The 18,608-nt window shown below is 70.2% G+C and carries 14 protein-coding genes; 8 read left to right on the top strand and 6 right to left on the bottom strand.

Annotated elements, in window-relative coordinates:
- From D2E24_RS03170 to D2E24_RS03150, 5 genes are all read left to right on the top strand, one after another.
- Positions 1 to 1,956, top strand: a complete 1,956-nt coding sequence (locus D2E24_RS03170; protein ID WP_125967883.1) for an ATP-binding cassette domain-containing protein — start codon at positions 1 to 3, stop codon at positions 1,954 to 1,956.
- Between the two features lie 157 nt (positions 1,957 to 2,113).
- On the top strand, positions 2,114 to 3,409 hold the full coding sequence (locus tag D2E24_RS03165) for an O-acetylhomoserine aminocarboxypropyltransferase/cysteine synthase family protein (RefSeq protein WP_125967882.1): 1,296 nt from the start codon (positions 2,114 to 2,116) through the stop codon (positions 3,407 to 3,409).
- A 190-nt stretch (positions 3,410 to 3,599) separates the two neighbouring features.
- On the top strand, positions 3,600 to 6,392 hold the full coding sequence (locus D2E24_RS03160) for an ABC transporter ATP-binding protein/permease (protein WP_125967881.1): 2,793 nt from the start codon (positions 3,600 to 3,602) through the stop codon (positions 6,390 to 6,392).
- Positions 6,393 to 6,533: 141 nt separating this feature from the next.
- Positions 6,534 to 7,433: an SPFH domain-containing protein gene (locus tag D2E24_RS03155; protein WP_125967880.1), complete on the top strand. Its 900-nt coding sequence runs from the start codon at positions 6,534 to 6,536 to the stop codon at positions 7,431 to 7,433.
- A 19-nt stretch (positions 7,434 to 7,452) separates the two neighbouring features.
- Entirely contained in the window at positions 7,453 to 8,442 is a 990-nt protein-coding gene (locus D2E24_RS03150) for a D-2-hydroxyacid dehydrogenase (protein ID WP_420897467.1), read from the top strand.
- Between the two features lie 69 nt (positions 8,443 to 8,511).
- Here the strand turns inward: D2E24_RS03150 and D2E24_RS03145 are convergent, their stop codons facing one another.
- Together D2E24_RS03145 and murI are read right to left on the bottom strand one after the other, a co-directional pair.
- On the bottom strand, positions 8,512 to 9,465 hold the full coding sequence (locus D2E24_RS03145) for a patatin-like phospholipase family protein (RefSeq protein WP_125967878.1): 954 nt from the start codon (positions 9,463 to 9,465) through the stop codon (positions 8,512 to 8,514).
- A gap of 174 nt (positions 9,466 to 9,639) precedes the next feature.
- Positions 9,640 to 10,464, bottom strand: a complete 825-nt coding sequence (gene murI / locus D2E24_RS03140; RefSeq protein WP_125967877.1) for a glutamate racemase — start codon at positions 10,462 to 10,464, stop codon at positions 9,640 to 9,642.
- A gap of 74 nt (positions 10,465 to 10,538) precedes the next feature.
- On the opposite strand from murI, the gene dapF reads away from it, so the two are divergent.
- Positions 10,539 to 11,435 (top strand): diaminopimelate epimerase, encoded by an 897-nt coding sequence (gene dapF, locus D2E24_RS03135; protein ID WP_125967876.1) that lies wholly within the window; start codon positions 10,539 to 10,541, stop codon positions 11,433 to 11,435.
- A 54-nt stretch (positions 11,436 to 11,489) separates the two neighbouring features.
- Here dapF and D2E24_RS03130 read toward each other — a convergent pair whose 3' ends face one another.
- The gene (locus D2E24_RS03130; protein ID WP_125967875.1) at positions 11,490 to 12,158 is read right to left on the bottom strand and encodes a vitamin K epoxide reductase family protein; all 669 of its coding nucleotides are present in this window, start codon (positions 12,156 to 12,158) and stop codon (positions 11,490 to 11,492) included.
- Positions 12,159 to 12,318: 160 nt separating this feature from the next.
- Here D2E24_RS03130 and D2E24_RS03125 point away from each other — a divergent pair, with 160 nt between their 5' ends.
- Positions 12,319 to 13,203 (top strand): PHP domain-containing protein, encoded by an 885-nt coding sequence (locus D2E24_RS03125; protein WP_125967874.1) that lies wholly within the window; start codon positions 12,319 to 12,321, stop codon positions 13,201 to 13,203.
- A 122-nt stretch (positions 13,204 to 13,325) separates the two neighbouring features.
- On the opposite strand, the gene D2E24_RS03120 is transcribed toward D2E24_RS03125, so the two are convergent.
- Positions 13,326 to 13,550, bottom strand: a complete 225-nt coding sequence (locus tag D2E24_RS03120) for a DUF3107 domain-containing protein (protein WP_125967873.1) — start codon at positions 13,548 to 13,550, stop codon at positions 13,326 to 13,328.
- 77 nt (positions 13,551 to 13,627) lie between these two features.
- Entirely contained in the window at positions 13,628 to 15,313 is a 1,686-nt protein-coding gene (locus D2E24_RS03115) for a phosphotransferase (protein WP_338142201.1), read from the bottom strand.
- 88 nt (positions 15,314 to 15,401) lie between these two features.
- Here D2E24_RS03115 and D2E24_RS03110 point away from each other — a divergent pair, with 88 nt between their 5' ends.
- Positions 15,402 to 16,931: an ATP-dependent helicase gene (locus D2E24_RS03110; protein WP_206430913.1), complete on the top strand. Its 1,530-nt coding sequence runs from the start codon at positions 15,402 to 15,404 to the stop codon at positions 16,929 to 16,931.
- Positions 16,932 to 17,006: 75 nt separating this feature from the next.
- On the opposite strand, the gene D2E24_RS03105 is transcribed toward D2E24_RS03110, so the two are convergent.
- Positions 17,007 to 18,566 (bottom strand): zinc-dependent metalloprotease, encoded by a 1,560-nt coding sequence (locus D2E24_RS03105; RefSeq protein WP_125967871.1) that lies wholly within the window; start codon positions 18,564 to 18,566, stop codon positions 17,007 to 17,009.
- Positions 18,567 to 18,608: the final 42 nt, after the last annotated feature.

Here is an 18,608-nt window from a genome sequence, read left to right as displayed (position 1 = left end):
ATGAGCGAACGTCATCACGAACCCGACACCGCCACCGACGAGACCGCGACCGCCGCCGTGCCCGCCGGCGCGTCCGGCGCGACGGCCGGCGAACCCGCCTGGCCGCTCGTCGACGCCGTCACCGGCATCGACCTCGACAACGAGCGGCTCACCGACGCGCGCGACTTCGCCGCGTACGCCGAACGCCACCGCCGGGCCGTCCTCGACGCGCCGGCCATCCTGCGCGTGCGCGACCTCGACAAGTCGTTCGCCGGACTGCACGCGGTCGACCACGTCTCGTTCGACCTGCATCAGGGCGAGGTGATCTCGATCATCGGCCCCAACGGCTCGGGCAAGTCGACGCTGATCAACCTGATCAGCGGGTTCCTCGCCCCCGATTCGGGCCTGGTCGACATCGACGACGAGCCGGTGGCCGGCCGCGGCGCGGTCGACGTGGCCGAACGCGGCCTGTCGCGCACGTTCCAGAACGGCCGCGTGTTCGGCGCGCTCAGCGTCGACGACAACGTCGCCCTCGGCTACCATCGCCGCCTGCGCGCGCTGCGCCCCGCCAAGGGACTGCAGCGCTACCCGGTCGTCAGATGGGCGTCGCTGCTGGGTGAGACCGCGCTCGCGCTCGTCCCCGGACCGGCCGCCCGACGCGAATCCGCCGAGGTCGACATCCGCGTGGAACGCGAGATCATGCGCTTCCGCGAGCGCCTGGGCGACCGTCGCGGCAACGCGACGTACACGCTGTCGTATGCGAACCGGCGGCGCACCGAGATCGCGCGCGCCCATATCAGCGAGCCGCGCATCCTGCTGCTGGACGAGCCGACGGCCGGCATGAACCAGTCCGAGACGGCGGAGGTGACCCGGCAGCTGCAGTATCTCAAGGCGCAGGGGCATACGATCCTGCTCGTCGAGCACAAGATGGACCTGGTGACGGCCGTGTCCGACCGGGTGCTGGCGATGGACGGCGGCCGCGTCATCGCGGAGGGCGCGCCGGACGACGTGCGGCATGCGCCGCAGGTGGTCGAGGCGTATCTGGGCAAGCGGCTCGGCCGTGAGGGCGTCTCGCCGCGCGCCGCCGGCCAGAGCGGCGTGCTCGCGATGCAGAACGCGATCGGCGAGGCCGGTGCGGACGCCGCGGGCGCGCCGGACGAGGCCGCGGCCGGTTCCGCGGCGCGGCCCGCCGTCGGCGTCGCGCGCGTCTCGTCGCCCGCCCCGGCCGCGCAGGCGCCGGCGACGGCGGGGGAGACGCCGCTGCTCGCCCTGGAGGACGTGAACGTGTTCTACGGGCAGGTGCATGCGCTCCAGAACGTGTCGATCGCCGTGCCGCAGGGCGCGATCGTGTGCCTGCTGGGCGGCAACGCGTCCGGCAAGTCCACGACGATGAAGACGATCCTGGGGCTCAACCGTCCCGCGAGCGGCGTGCTGCGCTACGAGGGCGACGACATCACGGCGACGCCGACCCGCCGCCGCGTCGCCCGGGGCATCGCCGCCGTGCCCGAGGCGCGCCGCATCTTCCCCGACATGACCGTGCGCGAGAATCTGCTCGCCGGCGCGTACACGCGCACCGACCGCGCCGGCGTGCGCGACGACGTGGAACGCATGTACGAGCGCTTCCCGAGGCTGGGCGCGCGCCGCGGCCAGCTCGCCGGCACGATGTCCGGCGGCGAGCAGCAGATGCTCGCGTTCGCCCGCGCGCTGATGAGCCATCCGAAGCTCATCTGCATGGACGAGCCTACGATGGGCCTGTCGCCCCGACTCGTCGAGGACGTCCTCGACCAGATCGTCCGCCTGCGCGACGAACTGGGCGTGTCCGTCCTCATGGTCGAACAGCAGGCCGAACTCGCCCTGTCGGTCGCCGACTACGGCTACGTGCTGCAGAACGGCCGCATCCGACTGCACGGCGAGGCGGCGGACCTGCTCGGCAACGACCAGGTGCGCGAGGCCTACCTCGGCGGTGCGGCCCGATGAGAGCCACGCCGTCCATCCCGTCCGTGCCGCCGGCCCTGCCGCCTGCGGCACGGACGTCGGCGGTCCTTCCGGCCGCCGCGTCCATCCCTCCCATCCCGCCGGCCGCCGCACGATGTACCGCCCCGACCGCCACCCCCATCACGCAAGGAACGATCCGATGACCATCGACTTCTGTACCGCAGCCGTCCACGCCGGATACGACCGCGCCGCCAACGCGCGCGCCGCCACCGTGCCCATCTACGCGTCCGCCGCCTTCGACATGGAAAGCGCCGAACACGGCGACGCCCTGTCCGCCGGCACCGCCGAGGGATTCTCCTACTCGCGCGTCGCCAACCCCACCGTCGACGCGCTGGAGAGGCGCATCGCCGCGCTCGAAGGCGGCGTCGCGGCCGTGGCCGTCGCCTCCGGCATGGCCGCCGTCTCGTTCGCGCTCCTGTGCGCCGCCGAAGGAGGCGGGCGCATCATCTCGCCGACCAACCTGTACGGCGCGTCCGTCGACGCGATGGAGAGCTTCTTCCCCGCCTTCGGCATCCACACCGACTTCGTGGCCGACATCAACGACCTGGCGCAGGTCGAAGCGCGCATCGGGCCGGACACGCGCGCCATCTACGCCGAAACCGTCGCCAACCCGTCCACGGACGTCACCGACGTGGACGCGCTCGCCGACCTCGCCCACCGGCACGGCATCCCGCTCATCGTCGACAACACCGTGCCCACCCCCTACCTGTTCCGGCCCATCGAACACGGCGCCGACATCGTCGTCCACTCGACCACCAAGGGCATCACCGGGCACGGCAACGCGGTCGGCGGCGTCGTCGTCGACGCCGGACGCTTCGACTGGACCAACGGACGCTTCCCCCAGTTCACCACGCCCGAACTCGTCGTCAGCGACGAACGCGCCGGCATCGAACACAGCTTCGCCAGCCGCTACGGCAACGAGGCGTTCATCCGCCGCGTGCGCATCAAATACCTGCGCACGTTCGGCGCGGTCCCCAGCCCCTTCAACGCCTACCTGTCGCTCGTCGGCCTTGAAACATTGCCCCAGCGCGTCGCCCGCCAGGCCGCCAGCGCGCAACGCATCGCCGCGCACCTGCTCGACGTGCCCCACGTGACCCGCGTCAACCACTCCGCCCTCGGCCTGACCGGCCAGCGTGACCTGGTGCGCCGCGACTTCCCGCAGGGCGTCGGCCAGATCCTCTCCTTCACCGTGGACGGCGACGACAGCAACGTGCGGCGCATCCTCGACGGCGTGCGGCTCTTCTCCTACATCCCCAACATCGGCGACGCGCGCTCGCTGATCGTCGACCCGGCGCGCATCACCCACCGCGAAGTGCCCGCCGCATACCGTCTGGCCGCCGGCGTCACCGACAATCTCATCCGCCTGTCCATCGGACTGGAGGATCCGGACGACCTGATCGCCGACCTCGACCAGGCCATCGCCGGCGCCTACTGATCCGGCAGGGGGGAGGACTGATACGCGGCCGATGCGACGGGACATGCGCCCGACGCATCGGCCTGACCCGCCGCAATCGGCGCCGCGGCGCTCGCTGAGAGCGAACACGGCGCTCGCCGTCCCGTCCGGGTGAGACGGGGCGGCGATAGAGTGGACTGGATACGTGTTGGCACGAGACGAATAGGCACCCATGCTCCAGATCAAGTCGATATCCAAGCAGTACACGACCGGAGGATTCACCCAGAAGGCGCTCGACGACGTCAGCCTCAACCTGCGCGACAGCGAATTCGTCGCGATCCTAGGACCGTCCGGCTCGGGCAAGACCACGCTCCTCAACATCATCGGCGGCCTCGACCGCTACGATTCGGGCGATCTGGTCATCAACGGCATCTCCACCCGACGCTACAAGGACCGCGACTGGGACTCGTACCGCAACCACACGATCGGCTTCGTGTTCCAGAGCTACAACCTCATCCCGCACCAGAGCATCCTGTCCAACGTGGAGCTGGCGCTCACCATCTCCGGCGTCACCAAGGCCGACCGGCGCGAACGCGCCCGCCGCGCGCTCGAACGCGTCGGCCTGGGCGACCACGTCGACAAGCGCCCCAACCAGCTGTCCGGAGGCCAGATGCAGCGCGTCGCCATCGCCCGCGCGCTCGTCAACGACCCCGACATCGTGCTGGCCGACGAGCCCACCGGCGCGCTCGACTCCGACACGTCCGTGCAGATCATGGAACTGCTCAAGGAGGTGGCGCGCGACCGGCTCGTCGTCATGGTCACGCACAACCCCGAACTGGCCGAGGAGTACGCCACGCGCATCGTCAACCTGCGCGACGGCGTCATCCGCTCCGACTCCGACCCGTACGAGCCCGACACGGCCGCGGCCGGCGAGGCCGAGCACCGCACGATGGGCCGCGCCTCGATGTCGTTCGCCACGTCGCTGGCATTGAGCTTCAACAACCTGCGCACCAAGAAGGCGCGCACGTTCCTCACGTCGTTCGCCGGCTCGATCGGCATCATCGGCATCGCGCTCATCCTGTCCGTCTCCACCGGCGTGAACACGTACATCGACGACATCCAGCGCAGCACGATGACCGCCTACCCGATCACCATCGACGCCGAGACCTTCGATCTGACCGAGATGATGACCGGCCAGTCCGCCGACGCCGGCGAAGGCACGGCGCACAAGGCCGACGGCATCTACCCGGACGACCGCAGCCTCAAGGCCACGTCCACGCTCACCAGCTCCATCACCGAGAACAACCTCACCGACTTCAAACGCTACCTGGACGACGAAAGCAGCGAGATCCACCAGTACGTGGGCGACACCGGCATCCAATACACGTACGACGTGAGGTTCTCCGTCTTCTCCCACGACGAGGACGGCACGCTCGTGAACGCCGACGGCGTCAACGTGGGCGACACCGGCACCTCGTCGATGGCGTCCGCGATGGCGACCAGCACCAACAGCGGCATGTCCGCCTCGTCGTTCACGTCCAGCCGCATCTCGATGCTCACCGGCAAGACCGACGAGAACGCCGCCCCGGACTCGTTCAACGAGATCATGCCCGGCGCCGACGACTCGCAGCTCGTCAGCACGGTCGTCACCGACAACTACCGCGTGGTCGAAGGCTCCTGGCCCAAGGCCGCCGACGAGGTCGTGCTCGTGCTCGACGAGAACAACTCGATCCCGCTGACCACGCTCTACGAGCTGGGCATGCTGCCCGCCGCCGACTACAACGAGATGATGTCCGCGCTCGACGCCGGCGACGAACTCGACACCCCGCAGGACAAGCTCGACTACGCCGAGGCGCTCGACCACGAGCTCTACCTCCTGCCCGCCTCCGACCAGTACGTCAAGGGCGACGACGGCCGCTACACGTACATCGGCGACGACGCGGACGAGATCGAATCCCGCCTCGCCGACGCGACGAAGCTCAAGGTCGTCGGCGTCGTCAAGGCGAAGAAGGACGCGAACGCGACGCCGCTGCCCACCGGCGTCGGCTACACGCGCGCCCTGACCGACGAGCTCATCGACCGCGCCGACTCCAGCGCCATCGTCGCCGACCAGAAGGCCGACGCGACGCACAACGTGCTCAACGGCATGACGTTCTCGCCCGACGACGACGCGACCAAGGCCGACGACGCGCGCGCCTACGTCGCCACGCTCGGCGTGACCCAGAAGGCCACGATGGCCAAGACGATGATGGGCCAGAGCGCCCAGGCCGGGCAGGCCGCCGATCCGACGCAGGCGGCCGCGATGGCGCAGATGGACGAGCAGCAGCTCGCCGCCAGCTTCGACCAGTACATCGCCACCGCCCCGCAGGAGACGCTCGTCGCCATCTACGACCGCTACGTGTCCACCGGCAGCTACGACGACAACCTCGCCGCGTTCGGCGTCGTCAGCCGCGACGCGCCCTCGTCGATCAACATCTACACCGACAGCTTCGAGGACAAGGACAAGGTGTCCGACGCGATCGCCCACTACAACGAGACCGTCGACGACGAGAACGACAGGATCACGTACACCGACTACGTGGGCCTGATGATGAGCTCCGTCACCACGATCATCAACGTCATCTCCTACGTGCTCATCGCGTTCGTGTCCGTCTCGCTGATCGTCTCGTCGATCATGATCGGCATCATCACGTACATCTCCGTGCTGGAACGCACCAAGGAGATCGGCATCCTGCGCGCGATGGGCGCGTCCAAGCGCAACGTGTCGCAGGTGTTCAACGCGGAGACCGGCATCATCGGCCTGTGCTCCGGCGTGCTCGGCGTGGCGATCACCGTCGCGCTCAACGTGCCGATCAACGCGGTGCTGCACCACTTCATCGGCGACGACGGCGTCAACGCGGTGCTGCCGCCGGCCGCCGCCGCGATCCTCGTGGTCCTGAGCATCGTGCTCACGCTCATCGGCGGCCTCATCCCGTCGAAGAAGGCGTCCCGCCAGGACCCGGCGACCGCGCTGCGCACCGAGTAGCCGCCTGGCCGCGGTCTCGGCGTCGGCGATTGCGCCCGTCCTGTACGCAAACGTGTACGGGACGGGCGTTTGCGTCAACACGCTGCTACGATGGGCGGCAGGACGGCGCCATGGCGGCGCCGACCGAGGAAAGGGGCAGTCATGCCGGGATTCATAGCCTTCGTCGTGCTCATCGTCATCGTCGCCGCCGTATTGGGCGGCGCGGTCTTCGTCGTCCCGCAGCAGCAGGCGTACATCATCGAACGCTTCGGCAAGTTCAGCACGGTCCAGTTCGCCGGCATCCACGTGAGGATCCCGGTCGTCGACCACATCGCCACCAAGACCAACATGCGCGTCAGCCAGCTCAACGTGCAGCTGGAGACCAAGACGCTCGACAACGTGTTCGTCACCGTCGTCGCCTCCACCCAGTTCCGCGTCAACCCGGAGAACGTCGCCACCGCCTACTACGAGCTGCGCGACCCCGCCGGCCAGCTGCGCAGCTACATGGAGGACGCGCTGCGCTCCGCCATCCCCGCCCTGACCCTCGACGACGCGTTCGCCCGCAAGGACGACGTCGCCTTCGACGTGCAGAAGACCGTCGGCAACGAGATGGCCCGCTTCGGCTTCACCGTCGTCAAGACGCTCATCACCGCCATCGACCCGTCGCCGCAGGTTAAGAACGCGATGGACTCCATCAACGCCGCCCAGCGCGAGAAGGAGGCCACCCGCCAGCGCGCCGAGGCCCAGCGCATCCAGATCGAGACCCAGGCCGCCGCGGAAGCGGAGAAGACCCGCCTGCAGGGCGAAGGCCAGGCCAACTACCGTCGCGAGATCGCCAGCGGCATCGTCGACCAGATCAAGAGCCTGCAGGCCGTGGGCATGAACATCAACGACGTCAACAACGTCGTCCTGTTCAACCAGTACCTCGACGTGATGCGCTCCCTCGCCGAATCCGACAACGCGAAGACCGTCGTGCTGCCCACGTCCACGCCCGGCGGCTACGAGGACCTCTACCAGCAGATCACCAAGGCGATGGTCACCGCCAACGAGACCAAGGCGTGACACGCCTAGAATGGGACGCATGAGCAAGACGATCGTGAACTGCCTGCCGTTGACCGACGCCGAGAAACGCGACTTCATGCTGGCCATAGCCGACGTGCGCCGCCCCGGCGACGACATCCACCTCGAATTCGCCGGCGACCCGCGCCAGCGCGGCATGATGGGATGGAAGGCGAGCGTCCCCGAACCGCTGCGCGCCGACGCGACCGCCGTCATCGGCAACATCGCGCCGGGGGAGTGCGCGCAATACCCGCGGCTCGAATGGCTCCAGACATGGAGCGCCGGCGTCGACCGCTATCTGGCGCCCGGCATCCTGCCCGACGGCGTCACCCTCACCAACGCGACCGGCGCCTACGGGCAGAGCGTCGCCGAACACCTGTTCGCGATGATGATGGCGCTCATGAAGAACATCCCCGCGTACGCGCGCCAGCAGCAAGACCGCCGCTGGCACGACCTCGGCCCCGCCCTCACCCCGAGCGGCGCCACCGTGCTCGTCATCGGCACCGGCGACATAGGCTCGCATTTCGCCCGCCTGTGCAAGGCCGTCGGCGCGCACACGGTCGGCGTGCGCCGCGACCCGGCCACGCCGGCCGACGGCATCGACGACATGCACGGCTTCGCCGACCTCGACACGCTCCTGCCCGACGCGGACGTCGTGGCGCTCGCCGTGCCGTCCACGCCGCAGACCCGTCACCTCATCGACGGACGTCGGCTCGTCATGCTCAAATCCACGGCCGTGCTGCTCAACGCCGGCCGCGGCGACGCCGTCGACCCGGTCGCACTGTCCCGCGCACTGGCCGAGGACCAGCTGCACGGCGCCGGCCTCGACGTGACCGAACCCGAACCGCTGCCCGCCGACAGCCCGCTGTGGGCCGAACCGCACTGCCTGATCACCCCGCACGTGGCCGGCGGCAACCATCTGGCCGTCACCGAGGGGCGCATCATCGCGATCGCGCTCGAGAACACGCGCCGCTACGTGGCCGGCGAGCCGCTGACGAACGTGCGACGCTAGCCGGCGCCTCCTGCACGGACGCTGCCGGGATGCCGGCGGCGTCCAGCCGTCCCTCGGCCGGTTTTCCGGTCAGCCGGCGAGGAACGCGCCGATCGCCTCGGCAGCCGCATACCCCTTGCGGTACATGCGCTCCAGTCCCTCGAACGACTTGGACAGCGTGTTGAGCCCGCACAGGTCGTCGGGGGCGAGGATGAGCACGCGGCCGTCGCGCGCATACTCCTCGGCCAGGTCCAGCTCGTCGTTGTACGTGCGGTAGCGTTCGCGCAGCCGTTCGGCCGCGGCCGGCCACGAACGCCGCAGGATGCGCGCCGGCGCCAGGTCGCGCCGCTGCTCGCGCCGCTCGTCGCGTCGGCGGCTCAGGATCAGCACGATGCGCTCGCATCCGTCGTCGATGGCCCGCTGCACCGGGACCGGGTCGGCGATGCCGCCGTCGAAATAGGGCACGCCGTCGATCACATACGGTTCGCACGCCACCGGCACGGCGCTCGACGCCTTCATGATGTCGTAGTCGTCGTAGTGCACGTCCGACTTGTCGAAGTACCTGGCCGAACCGTCGCGCGCGTCGCAGGCGACGACGGTGAACCCGATGGGGCTGGCCTCGAACGCCGCGTAGTCGACCGGGTTCTCGCCGTCGTGGTTGCTCAGCGTGCTGTACACGTAGTCGAGGTTCGCGAAGTTGTGGTTGCGGATGTAGCTGTCGAAGCTCGCGTACTCCTTGCGGAACGCGTACTGGGTGTAGAACGTGTGGTTGCGGCCGTGCTGGCCGGCGATGTACGAGACCATGTTCGCGCTGCCGGCCGAGACGCCGTAGCAGTGGTCCACGAGGATGCCGTCCTCGAGCATGCGGTCCATGACGCCGCACCCGAAGATCGCGCGGAAGCCGCCGCCCACGTCGATGAGCGCCGTGCGCGGGCGCGGCTGCGACGCCGTTACGTTCTCGGTTCCGTTCGCGTTCGTCGCCGTCCCCGTGGCGTCCGCCCGATCCGCCGTGTCCGTCGCGTGCGTCGTCTGTTGCGTGTCCATGCCGTCCTCCCGTGCCGTGTCGTCCCCGTCCGGCGCCGTCGCGCGGCGCCTGCGCGGAATCGACCCTACTCGCGTTGTCGGGACAACCGGCGTCCGTTCGGCCGCGGCGAACCGGAAACCGGACGGGTGCGGCGAGGATGTCCGGTTTCGCCGATGCGGTTCGGGTGCGGAAGGTCAGCCGGCCAGCAGGTCGCGCGCCAGCGTCGCGATGCGCGCCGACGGATCCGAATTGGCGATCTCGACGCCGCCGATGGCATCATCCGACGCGAGCGCGCCCAACGATTCGAGCACGACCGCCAGATGGCGCACCGTGCCGGCGTGCCCGTCGACGATGGCCGTCGAGGAGGGCAGCAGCTCGCGGAAGTAGTCACGGTAGAACACGAAATGCGTGCAGCCGAGCACGACCGCATCGACGCCCGTCAGATCGTAGCGGTCGAAATAGCCGTGCAGGGTGCGCATCACCAGTTCGCGGTCGGCGAGACGCCCCTGTTCGACGATCTCGACGAGCTCCGGGCACGGCTGGGGGAGGATCGTGTTGTCCGCCTCGAAGCGGGCCATGAGCGCGGCGAACTTGTGTTCGCGCAGCGTCAGCGGCGTCGCCGCGACGATGACGCGCTGCGGGATGTGGTCGGCCGGCGGCTCGCCGTCGCCGCCGTCGTGGCCGTCGTGCGGCCGGTCGCCGCGGTCGCAGGCGACCTTGAGCGCCGGCTCCATGCCGATGATCGGGATGTCGTACGCGTCGCGCAGGTCGTTGACCGCCGCTGACGTGGCCGTGTTGCAGGCGATGACGACCGCCTTGGCTCCCTGCTGCACGAAGCGTTCCACGATGGCGAAGCTCAGGTCGCGCACCTGCGCCGGCGTCTTCGTGCCGTAGGGCGCGTTCGCGGAGTCGCCGAAGTACAGGACGCGCTCATGCGGCAGGTCGCGCATGATCCGCCGGGCCACGGACACGCCGCCCAGGCCGGAGTCGAACACGCCGATGGGAGCAGTGGAAGCCATGGATCCTCCAGACGGACGACGGGTTGTGGACGTTCCCCAGAGTACTCCGCCCCTGTGCCGGTACAGTGAAGGACATGAGTATTCCCCAGACCGTGTTCAAGACCCATGCCACCGGCAACGACTTCGTCGTCTACGCCGACCCCGACGGCATCTACGAGCCGACCGCCGACGAGGTGCGCTTCCTGTGCGACCGCCACTTCGGCATCGGCGGCGACGGGCTCATCCGTCTCGCCCATCCGCGCGACGTGTCCGACCTGACCGCCGCGCAGGTCGCCGCCGCCGAGGAGGCGGGCGCCGCATGGTGCATGGACTACCGCAACGCCGACGGCACGCTGGCCGAGATGTGCGGCAACGGCACGCGCGCCACTGCCCTGTTCGCCCAGCGCATGGGCTACGCCGACAGGCCCGGCGGCGCCCCGTTCCGCCTTGCCACGCGCGCCGGCGTGAAGATCCTCACCTCGCTGGGCGATCTGGAGCCGTTCGGCCGTGACGTGTTCCGCGTGGACATGGGCGGCTGGCGCCGCGGCGAGACCGACACGTTCACGGTGACCCTGCCCGGCGCGGACGGGTCGGCGCGCGGCACGTACGTCGACATGGGCAATCCGCATGTCGTCGCCGTGCTCGAGGACGGCGAGGCGACACTGCCCGCCGTCGAGGCGCTCGACCTGAACGTCAAGCCGGTCGTCGCCCCGGTCCTCGAATCCGATCAGAACGTCGAATTCGTGCGCATCGACCGCATCGACGCCGCGCGCGGCGTGGGCGAGGCCACGATGCGCGTGCACGAGCGCGGCTGCGGCGAGACGCTCTCGTGCGGCACCGGCCTGTGCGCCACCGCGATCACGCTGCGTGCCAAGACCGGCGTCGGCCATTGGGACATCACCGTGCGCGGCGGCGTCCTGCGCGTCGACGTCACCGACGACGATGTGAAACTCACCGGCTCCGCCACTGTTGTGGCTCGTATCGATCTATAGGAAAATCCGCATCATCGTCCGACCCGTGAACGGCGCTGACGCCGTCAGCGCCGTTCACGCAAACAGTGCCGGGCCATCCTTGACCAGAATCAGCACGACGATGGCGACGATCCACAGCGCGTCGACCATCAGGTCGTAGTTGAGCCGGTAGTAGGTGCGCAGGCCGTCGCCGCGCGCGGGCAGGTCCTGGACGGTGACGGTGGCGTGGCTGAGCGCCATGAACTGGATGGTCGTGGAGAACATGAGCGCCAGGCACCAGGGGCACAGCGCGTTGATGACGAACAGCGACTGGGAGGTCAGCCAGTACGAGTAGGCGAGCGCGGCGAGTCCGCCGAGCCACGTGCAGGCGGCGAACCAGCGGGGCACGGCCACGCGGCACAGGCCGATGACGGCGACGGTCACGAACACGCTTTCGGCGGCGATGCCGAAGAACGCGTTCGGGTAGCTCAGCCCGTTGAACTTCACGATCTCGGCCTGCCAGGATTGGGCGACGGCGGAGCAGGAGAGCGTGCTGTTGAAGTCGCAGTCGAGGATCTGGTCGGGGTTGCGGGCCAATTGGAGCGTTTCCGCGGACAGGATGAACGAGACGAGCAGGGCGACCGCCGACGCGATCAGCATGACGAGATACGTCCACGTGGCGCGGTGCCGTGCGCGCAGCCGCCATGCGGGGATGGCGTCCGCGATGCCGTCGGGTTCGTCGGTGATGGGTGCGTCGTTGGTCATCGTCGTTCCTTTGCGTAGGCGGCCGCATGCCGTCGGCGCCGTCGCGCGCCGCGCCGCGTCCGATCCATCGGATCGTGGCGGATCATGGCGCGTCGCGTCGGACGCCGGCGTCCCGGCCGGTTCGGTTGGTCGTTGCCGGGTTTCAGATTACGATGGTCGTATGACTCGTGTTGACATTCCTTCCGCACCGCCGCGTTCGGGGTGGGACATCCACTGCCATACCGTGTTCTCCGACGGGACCGAAAGCCCCGCCACGCTGCTCGCCCGGGCGAAGACGCTGGGGCTGGCCGGCGTGGGCGTCGCCGACCACGACACGACCGCCGGCTGGCAGGAGGCGCAGGACGCCGCGACGGCGGCCGGCATGCCGCTGCTGCGCGGCACGGAGATCACCGCGCAGACCGGCCACGTGTCGGTGCACATGCTCGCCTTCCAGTACGATCCGCGCAACCGGCACATCTGCGAGCTGTTCGCCTCGACGCGCGCGTCGCGCCTGCGGCGCATCCGCCGCATGGTGGAGCTGCTGGCCGAGGACTTCCCGATCACATGGCAGAGCGTGCTGGACCAGGTCAGGGAGGGGGAGCGCACCACGATCGGCCGCCCGCACGTGGCCGACGCGCTCGTGGCCGCCGGCGTGTACGAGACGCGTTCGGACGCGTTCGCCGGCGCGGTGAACACGCGCAGCAGATACTATGTGCCGACCCCGTCGCCGGACACGGTCACGGTGGTGAAGGCCGTCGCCGAGGCCGGCGGCGTGTCGGTGCTCGCCCATGGCGGCGACATCGGCCGCAACACGGGCCTGCTGACCGACGGGCAGATCGGCGAGCTCGCCCAGGCCGGCCTGGACGGTCTGGAGGTGTGGCATCGGGGCAATCCGCCCGAACAGCGCGAACGGCTGCTGGCGCTGGCGGACCGGTACGGGCTGCTGGTGACCGGCGGGTCCGACTGGCATGGCCGCGGCAAGCCGAACGCGCTGGGGGAGAACCTCACCGACGAGGCGACGGTCGCCGAGATCGTGCGCCGCGGCGCGATCCCGCTGTGGCGCTGACCGGCGGCGAAACGCACCAGTCGGCTTCGGCGGATACGTGAACGGGCGGCGGACCTACGTGAGGTCCGCCGCCCGTTCATATCCGTTCCGCACCGTCGCCGTCCGGGGACGGCGACACCGGATCAGAGCGCGCCGAATCCGACGGCGTGCTTCGTCTCCGAACCGACGATCGCATAGCCGAGCGCGCCGGCCGGCACGATGATGCGACGGCCCTTGTCGTCGGTCAGCTCGATCGGCCCCTGCTTGGCGAGCGCGTCCGCGATGGCCGCGGACACCTCGTCGGCGTTCTGCTCGGTGCTGAAGGTGACGGCGCGCGCCACGTTCTGGATGCCCAGTTCGATGTTCATTCGACTCTCCTTAACCGTTGCAGCCGTTTCGGTGACGGCTGCGTATGGACGTCATGATGGCCGTGCCGGCCGACACGTTACGCCGTCGGCGTGCCCGCCTGCCCGTCGTACGCCGGGACCGTGCCGGACGCGGCCGGCGTCTGCTCGACGGCGACCGTTGCGCCGGTGGAGCCGGCGGCGCCGGCCGCGTCGGCTCCACCGTATGCGACGCTCGATCCGGTCGCCGGCATGCCCGCCGCGTGGAACCGCGCCGCCTCGAGTCCGGCCTGCGCGTCGCGCAGCGCCCGCTCCTCCTGCTCGAGCAGCGGGATCAGCATCGTCTGCGCCTCGTACGAGGCGTTCGCCTGCGCCGGGTCGAGCGGCGGATGCGCGTCGTACGCCTGCTGCATCGCCGACTCGCCGGTGCGGTCGTACGGTTCGCTGTACACGGCCGCGTCGGAGGAGGACGGTCCGCCCAGCTCGAAATGCATGCGGTCCACGACGATCGTGGGCGACGTGGACGGCCGCGGCGCGGCCTGCGTCGCCGCCGACGACGGATAGCCGCCCGCCTGGGCCGCGATGCGCGGCGCGCTGCCGGTCGTGTCGTGCACGCGCAGACCCGCCGAGCCGGTCGCGTCCATGTCGCCGGTCGCATCGTTCGCGACGACGCTCTCGCCGGTCGAATCCGACACGGCGCCGCCGGCCTGCGTCGCCGCGGCGGCCTGCGCGGCCGCACGACGGCGCTCGCCCTCGCGCAGCAGCGTGCCGACGGTGATCGTCGACGGCGGCTTGGCGCCCGGGGTGCGGTTCGCGCCGCCCGTGGACGCGGAACGCTGCGCGGCGACGTCCAGCTGGTGGGCGAGCCGGTCGACCTGCGCCTTGAACTGCATGATGCGCGCGTTGTCGGCGTGGTTGAGCGCCTGGATGAACTCGCCCACCTGCTCCATCTGCAGCCACAGGTTGGCGCGCAGCATGATCAGGTCGTCGAGCCTGGAGCCCATGATCCGCCCGTAGGCGGCGAGCACGGCGTTGCGATGCTCCTCGTTGAGCTTGGCGAAGATCCACGCCAGATCGCGCGCCGGGTCGTTGACCTGCATGTTCTGCCAGTTGCCGATCGCGGTGATCGTGGAGCCGGCGAACAGCACGTCGCCGTCCTCGAAGCCGCCGTGCACGAAGCACGTCGCGAACGCCCACAGGCCCTCGGTCTCGATGATGCGCTCCCAGCTGGCGGTGATCTCCGGCGGGACGTGCCCGGCGGTGCGCAGGCGCGCGATCCACGCGGTCAGCTGCGCGTGGATCTGCGCGGTCGCATACTCGGGGTAGCCGGACTGGCGGACCGTGGCCGGCGACAGGCGGTGGATCGCGCCGATCGCCGTGCCGATCGCCGCGCAGTCGTCCAACGTGAGCAGGTCGAGGTTGCGCGGCTCGCCGTCGTGATGCGCGGCGACGAGGACCGCGGTGCGCCCGGTCGGCCCGTGCGCGTCGTCGCCCTTCTCGAACGCGACGATCCGGTCGATGCCCACGCCCAGTCCCGCGATCTCGCGCGACAGGGCCAGCGCCTGGGCGGCGCGCACCCGTTCGGCGAGCCTCCTGCGTCCGTTCTCGGCGTCCGAGACGAACACGTCGTACGATCGGCCCGACGCATCCTGCACGACGGCATGGTCGATGCCGCACGCCTCGTCCGCGGCGACGTATGCGGGAGCCGGGCGCACGCCGGTCACGGTGACGTTCGGCATGGCCGCCGAGGCGAGGGCCGCCAACATGAATCTGCTTCGTTCACTCACGCTCTCCACCCTAATACATGGCGTGGCGCGACCGGGCCGGGCCGCGCCGGAATGGACGCGCCGCCGGCCGACTGCCACAATGGTCGGCATGGGAGCATCAGCCGAAGGGATCCTCGAAGGACTGGACGACGCGCAGCGCGCCGCGGCCGTCGCATTGGACGGCGCGGTGCGCATCGTCGCGGGCGCGGGCGCCGGCAAGACGCGCACCGTGACCCGCCGCATCGCGTACGCGTGCGCGTCGGGGGAGTGGGATCCGACGGGCGTGCTCGCGGTCACGTTCTCGGTGAAGGCGGCCGCCGAGATGCGCTCGCGTCTGGCGACGCTGGGCGTGGACGGCGTGCGCGCGGCGACGTTCCATTCCGCCGCGCTGCGCCAGCTGCGACGCGTCTGGGACGACGTGTGCGACGCGCCGTTCCCGCATGTCGTCGACGACGGTGACACGGGCCGTCTCGTCGCGGTCGCGCTGCGGCGCACGGTCGGCGGCGACGAACCCGACCGGATCGCGGTGCGCGACGTGCTGGCCGAGATCAATTGGGCGAAGGTGTCGCTGATCGCCCCCGGCGACTACGTGCGCGCATGCGCGGCGACGGGTCGACGCCCGCCCGCCGGCCTCGACCCGGACCGCTTCGCCGACGTATACGAGGGCTACGAACGGGAGAAGACCGCGCACGGGCTCATCGACTTCGATGACATCCTGCTCGTCTGCTGCCATGTGATGGAGGGCTTCGACGAGGCGGCCGCGCGCATCCGCTCGTCGATCCGCTGGCTGACCGTCGACGAATACCAGGACGTTTCGCCGCTGCAGCACCGGCTGATGACGCTGTGGCTCGACGGCGGCCGCGATGTGTGCGTGGTGGGCGACCCGGCGCAGACGATCTACTCGTTCGCCGGCGCGAGCAGCTACGACCTGCTGTCGTTCGCCGGCCAGTTCGGCCCGCTGCGCGCCGACATCGCACTGAACACCGACTACCGTTCCACCCCGCAGGTCGTCGATTACGCCAACCGGGTGCTGTCGCGCTCGCCCGAACGCGCCGACTATCTCAAGCTCACGTCCGCGCGCGAACCGGGCGCTCGCGTCGCGCACACCGTGTACGCGACCGACCGGGACGAGGCGCGCGGCGTGGCCGGCCGGATCGCGCGCATGGTCGCCGGCGGCGTCGACCCCGCCGACTGCGCGGTCCTGACCCGCGTCAACGCGCAGCAGCCGATGCTGCGCGCCGCATTGCACGAGGCCGGTCTGCGCAGCCGCGTGCGCCGCGACGCCGGATGGTCGGGCGGCACGGCGGCCACGCTGGCGACCGTCGGCCTGCCGGTGGACGGCGCGTCGGCGGGCATGACGAACGGCGCGGGCGACGCGGTTTCGGCCGCGCGCGGCGAGGTGACGATATCGACGATCCATGCGTCCAAGGGCCTCGAATTCCCGCACGTGTTCCTCGTCGGATGCTCCGAAGGACTCATCCCGTACGGTTCGCCGCCGGACGGCGACGCGCTCGAGGAGGAGCGCCGCCTGCTGTACGTGGGCATCACCCGCGCCGAGGACACGCTGCACCTGTCGTACGCGCGCTCGCGAGAAGGCCTCGACATGGGCCGCGGGCGCACGCCCAGCCGGTTCCTGTGACGGATACGACGAAGCCCCCTCGCGGTTGAGGGGGCTTCGTCATGTCGGCGGTCGTATCCGCGGCCGTCGGGACGGTCAGTCCTGCGGGGTGCCGTCGGCGGGGGCGGCACCGTCATCGGCATCGTCGTCGCCGGATTCGGCGTCGAGCAGACGGCTCAGCTCGGCGTCCCAGTCGACGGTCATGCCGTCGCCCGCGCCCGCGGACAGGGCGTCCGCGCCGGAGGCCGGCGTCGCGGCGGCCTCGGAGCCGTCAGCGGAAGCCGCGCCTGACGGGGCTGCATCGATCGCACCGGCGGCACCGGCCGTGCCGGCCGCGTCGTCGGCGGGCAGGACGGGCAGCAGGTCCGGATGGCCCCACTTCGCGTCGCGCGCCTCGGAACCCTCCGTCGCGCCGATGCGCTCCCACAGGGCCGTCGCCTCGCGCATGCGGCGCGGACGCAGCTCCAGACCCAGCAGCGACTCGAACGTGCGCTCGGCCGGACCGCCGGTCGCACGCTCGCGGCGCATCATCTCGCGCAGCTGGTCAAGATGCGGCAGGTGCGAGATGCCCGCACGCCACGTCACGCAGTCCACCCAGCCCTCCACGAGCGCCAGCATCGTCTCCAGCGACTCCTTGGCCGCACGCTGCTCCGGCGTGTCCGCGATGCCCACCTTCGTCAGGTTCACCGCACCCGAGATCGACTCCGGATCCATCGCGCTCGCCTCACGCAGCTGCTCCTCCATCGCATCCAGATCGATGTCGACGCCGCGCGCGTACTTGCCGATCAGCGCCTCGAAGCGCGGCATCAGCCACGGCACCGACGCGAACAGGCGCGCATGCGCCATCTCGCGCAGCGCCAGGAACGACATGACCTCGCCCACCGGCATGTCCAGCGACGCCGCATACTCCTCCACGTTCTGCGCGATCAGCGCGCCCGCCGGATTCGACAGCAGCGCCACGCCCTGATCGAAGCCGCCGTGCACCTCGCGCGACAGCGCGCCCGCCGCCTGGCCCAGCTGCATCGCGAACGACGTGTTGCCCAGCAGCTTCATCATCTGCGCCGGGCTGTTCATCCCCTCCGGGATCGGAATCGGCACCGGGCCGGCGAACACGCCCGTGATCTCCCCGCCGAACGCGTCGCCCAGACGGTCCGCGATCACCGACGCCAGCGCGTTGTTCATCGACTCGGCCACCGGCGCCGCGAACTTCGCCCACGCGTCGATCGTGCCCTCGACCCAGCCGGTGCGCGTCAGCACCTGCGGCTCGCCCGACGGCGGATCCAGCTCGCACGCCGTATCCAGCCACAGGCTCGCCTCGCTCATCGCCCGCCGCGCCGCCTCGGCCGTCTCCGCGCTCACCGAGGACTGCGACCCCTCGCCGCCGGCGCGCTGCAGCGCCAGCGACTTGGCCAGCTTCACGTTGATCGGCCCCTCGGCCACCGTGCGCTGCATGTCCGCCGGGGAGTTCAGGCCTCCTGCGGTGAACGCCTGCATCATCGCACGCACCTCGTCCGGCTTGGGCAGCTTCGACGGATCCTGGCTCATCAGCTGGTCCTTGATCATGTCGGGCAGGTCGTCGATCTGCCGGAAGGCCATCTCGCCCTGGATCGGTCCGAAGCATTCGATCAGCCATTGGCGCAGCGTGTTGTCGTCCATATCACGTTCCCTGACTCATGTGTTAACGTCGGTCGGTTCCAT

Origin of the sequence: Bifidobacterium samirii, from assembly GCF_003952945.1 — a bacterium.
GTDB classification, from domain to species: Bacteria; Actinomycetota; Actinomycetes; order Actinomycetales; family Bifidobacteriaceae; genus Bifidobacterium; species Bifidobacterium samirii.
This window is presented reverse-complemented; position numbering and strand designations above follow the sequence as displayed.

Bases quoted from the DNA above. Each gene is read 5' to 3' on its own strand.
- D2E24_RS03170 (WP_125967883.1), top strand. From the start codon at position 1: ATGAGCGAACGTCATCACGAACCCGACACCGCCACCGACGAGACCGCG.
- D2E24_RS03165 (WP_125967882.1), top strand. From the start codon at position 2,114: ATGACCATCGACTTCTGTACCGCAGCCGTCCACGCCGGATACGACCGC.
- D2E24_RS03160 (WP_125967881.1), top strand. From the start codon at position 3,600: ATGCTCCAGATCAAGTCGATATCCAAGCAGTACACGACCGGAGGATTC.
- D2E24_RS03155 (WP_125967880.1), top strand. From the start codon at position 6,534: ATGCCGGGATTCATAGCCTTCGTCGTGCTCATCGTCATCGTCGCCGCC.
- D2E24_RS03150 (WP_420897467.1), top strand. From the start codon at position 7,453: ATGAGCAAGACGATCGTGAACTGCCTGCCGTTGACCGACGCCGAGAAA.
- D2E24_RS03145 (WP_125967878.1), bottom strand. From the start codon at position 9,465: ATGGACACGCAACAGACGACGCACGCGACGGACACGGCGGATCGGGCG.
- murI (WP_125967877.1), bottom strand. From the start codon at position 10,464: ATGGCTTCCACTGCTCCCATCGGCGTGTTCGACTCCGGCCTGGGCGGC.
- dapF (WP_125967876.1), top strand. From the start codon at position 10,539: ATGAGTATTCCCCAGACCGTGTTCAAGACCCATGCCACCGGCAACGAC.
- D2E24_RS03130 (WP_125967875.1), bottom strand. From the start codon at position 12,158: ATGACCAACGACGCACCCATCACCGACGAACCCGACGGCATCGCGGAC.
- D2E24_RS03125 (WP_125967874.1), top strand. From the start codon at position 12,319: ATGACTCGTGTTGACATTCCTTCCGCACCGCCGCGTTCGGGGTGGGAC.
- D2E24_RS03120 (WP_125967873.1), bottom strand. From the start codon at position 13,550: ATGAACATCGAACTGGGCATCCAGAACGTGGCGCGCGCCGTCACCTTC.
- D2E24_RS03110 (WP_206430913.1), top strand. From the start codon at position 15,402: ATGGGAGCATCAGCCGAAGGGATCCTCGAAGGACTGGACGACGCGCAG.
- D2E24_RS03105 (WP_125967871.1), bottom strand. From the start codon at position 18,566: ATGGACGACAACACGCTGCGCCAATGGCTGATCGAATGCTTCGGACCG.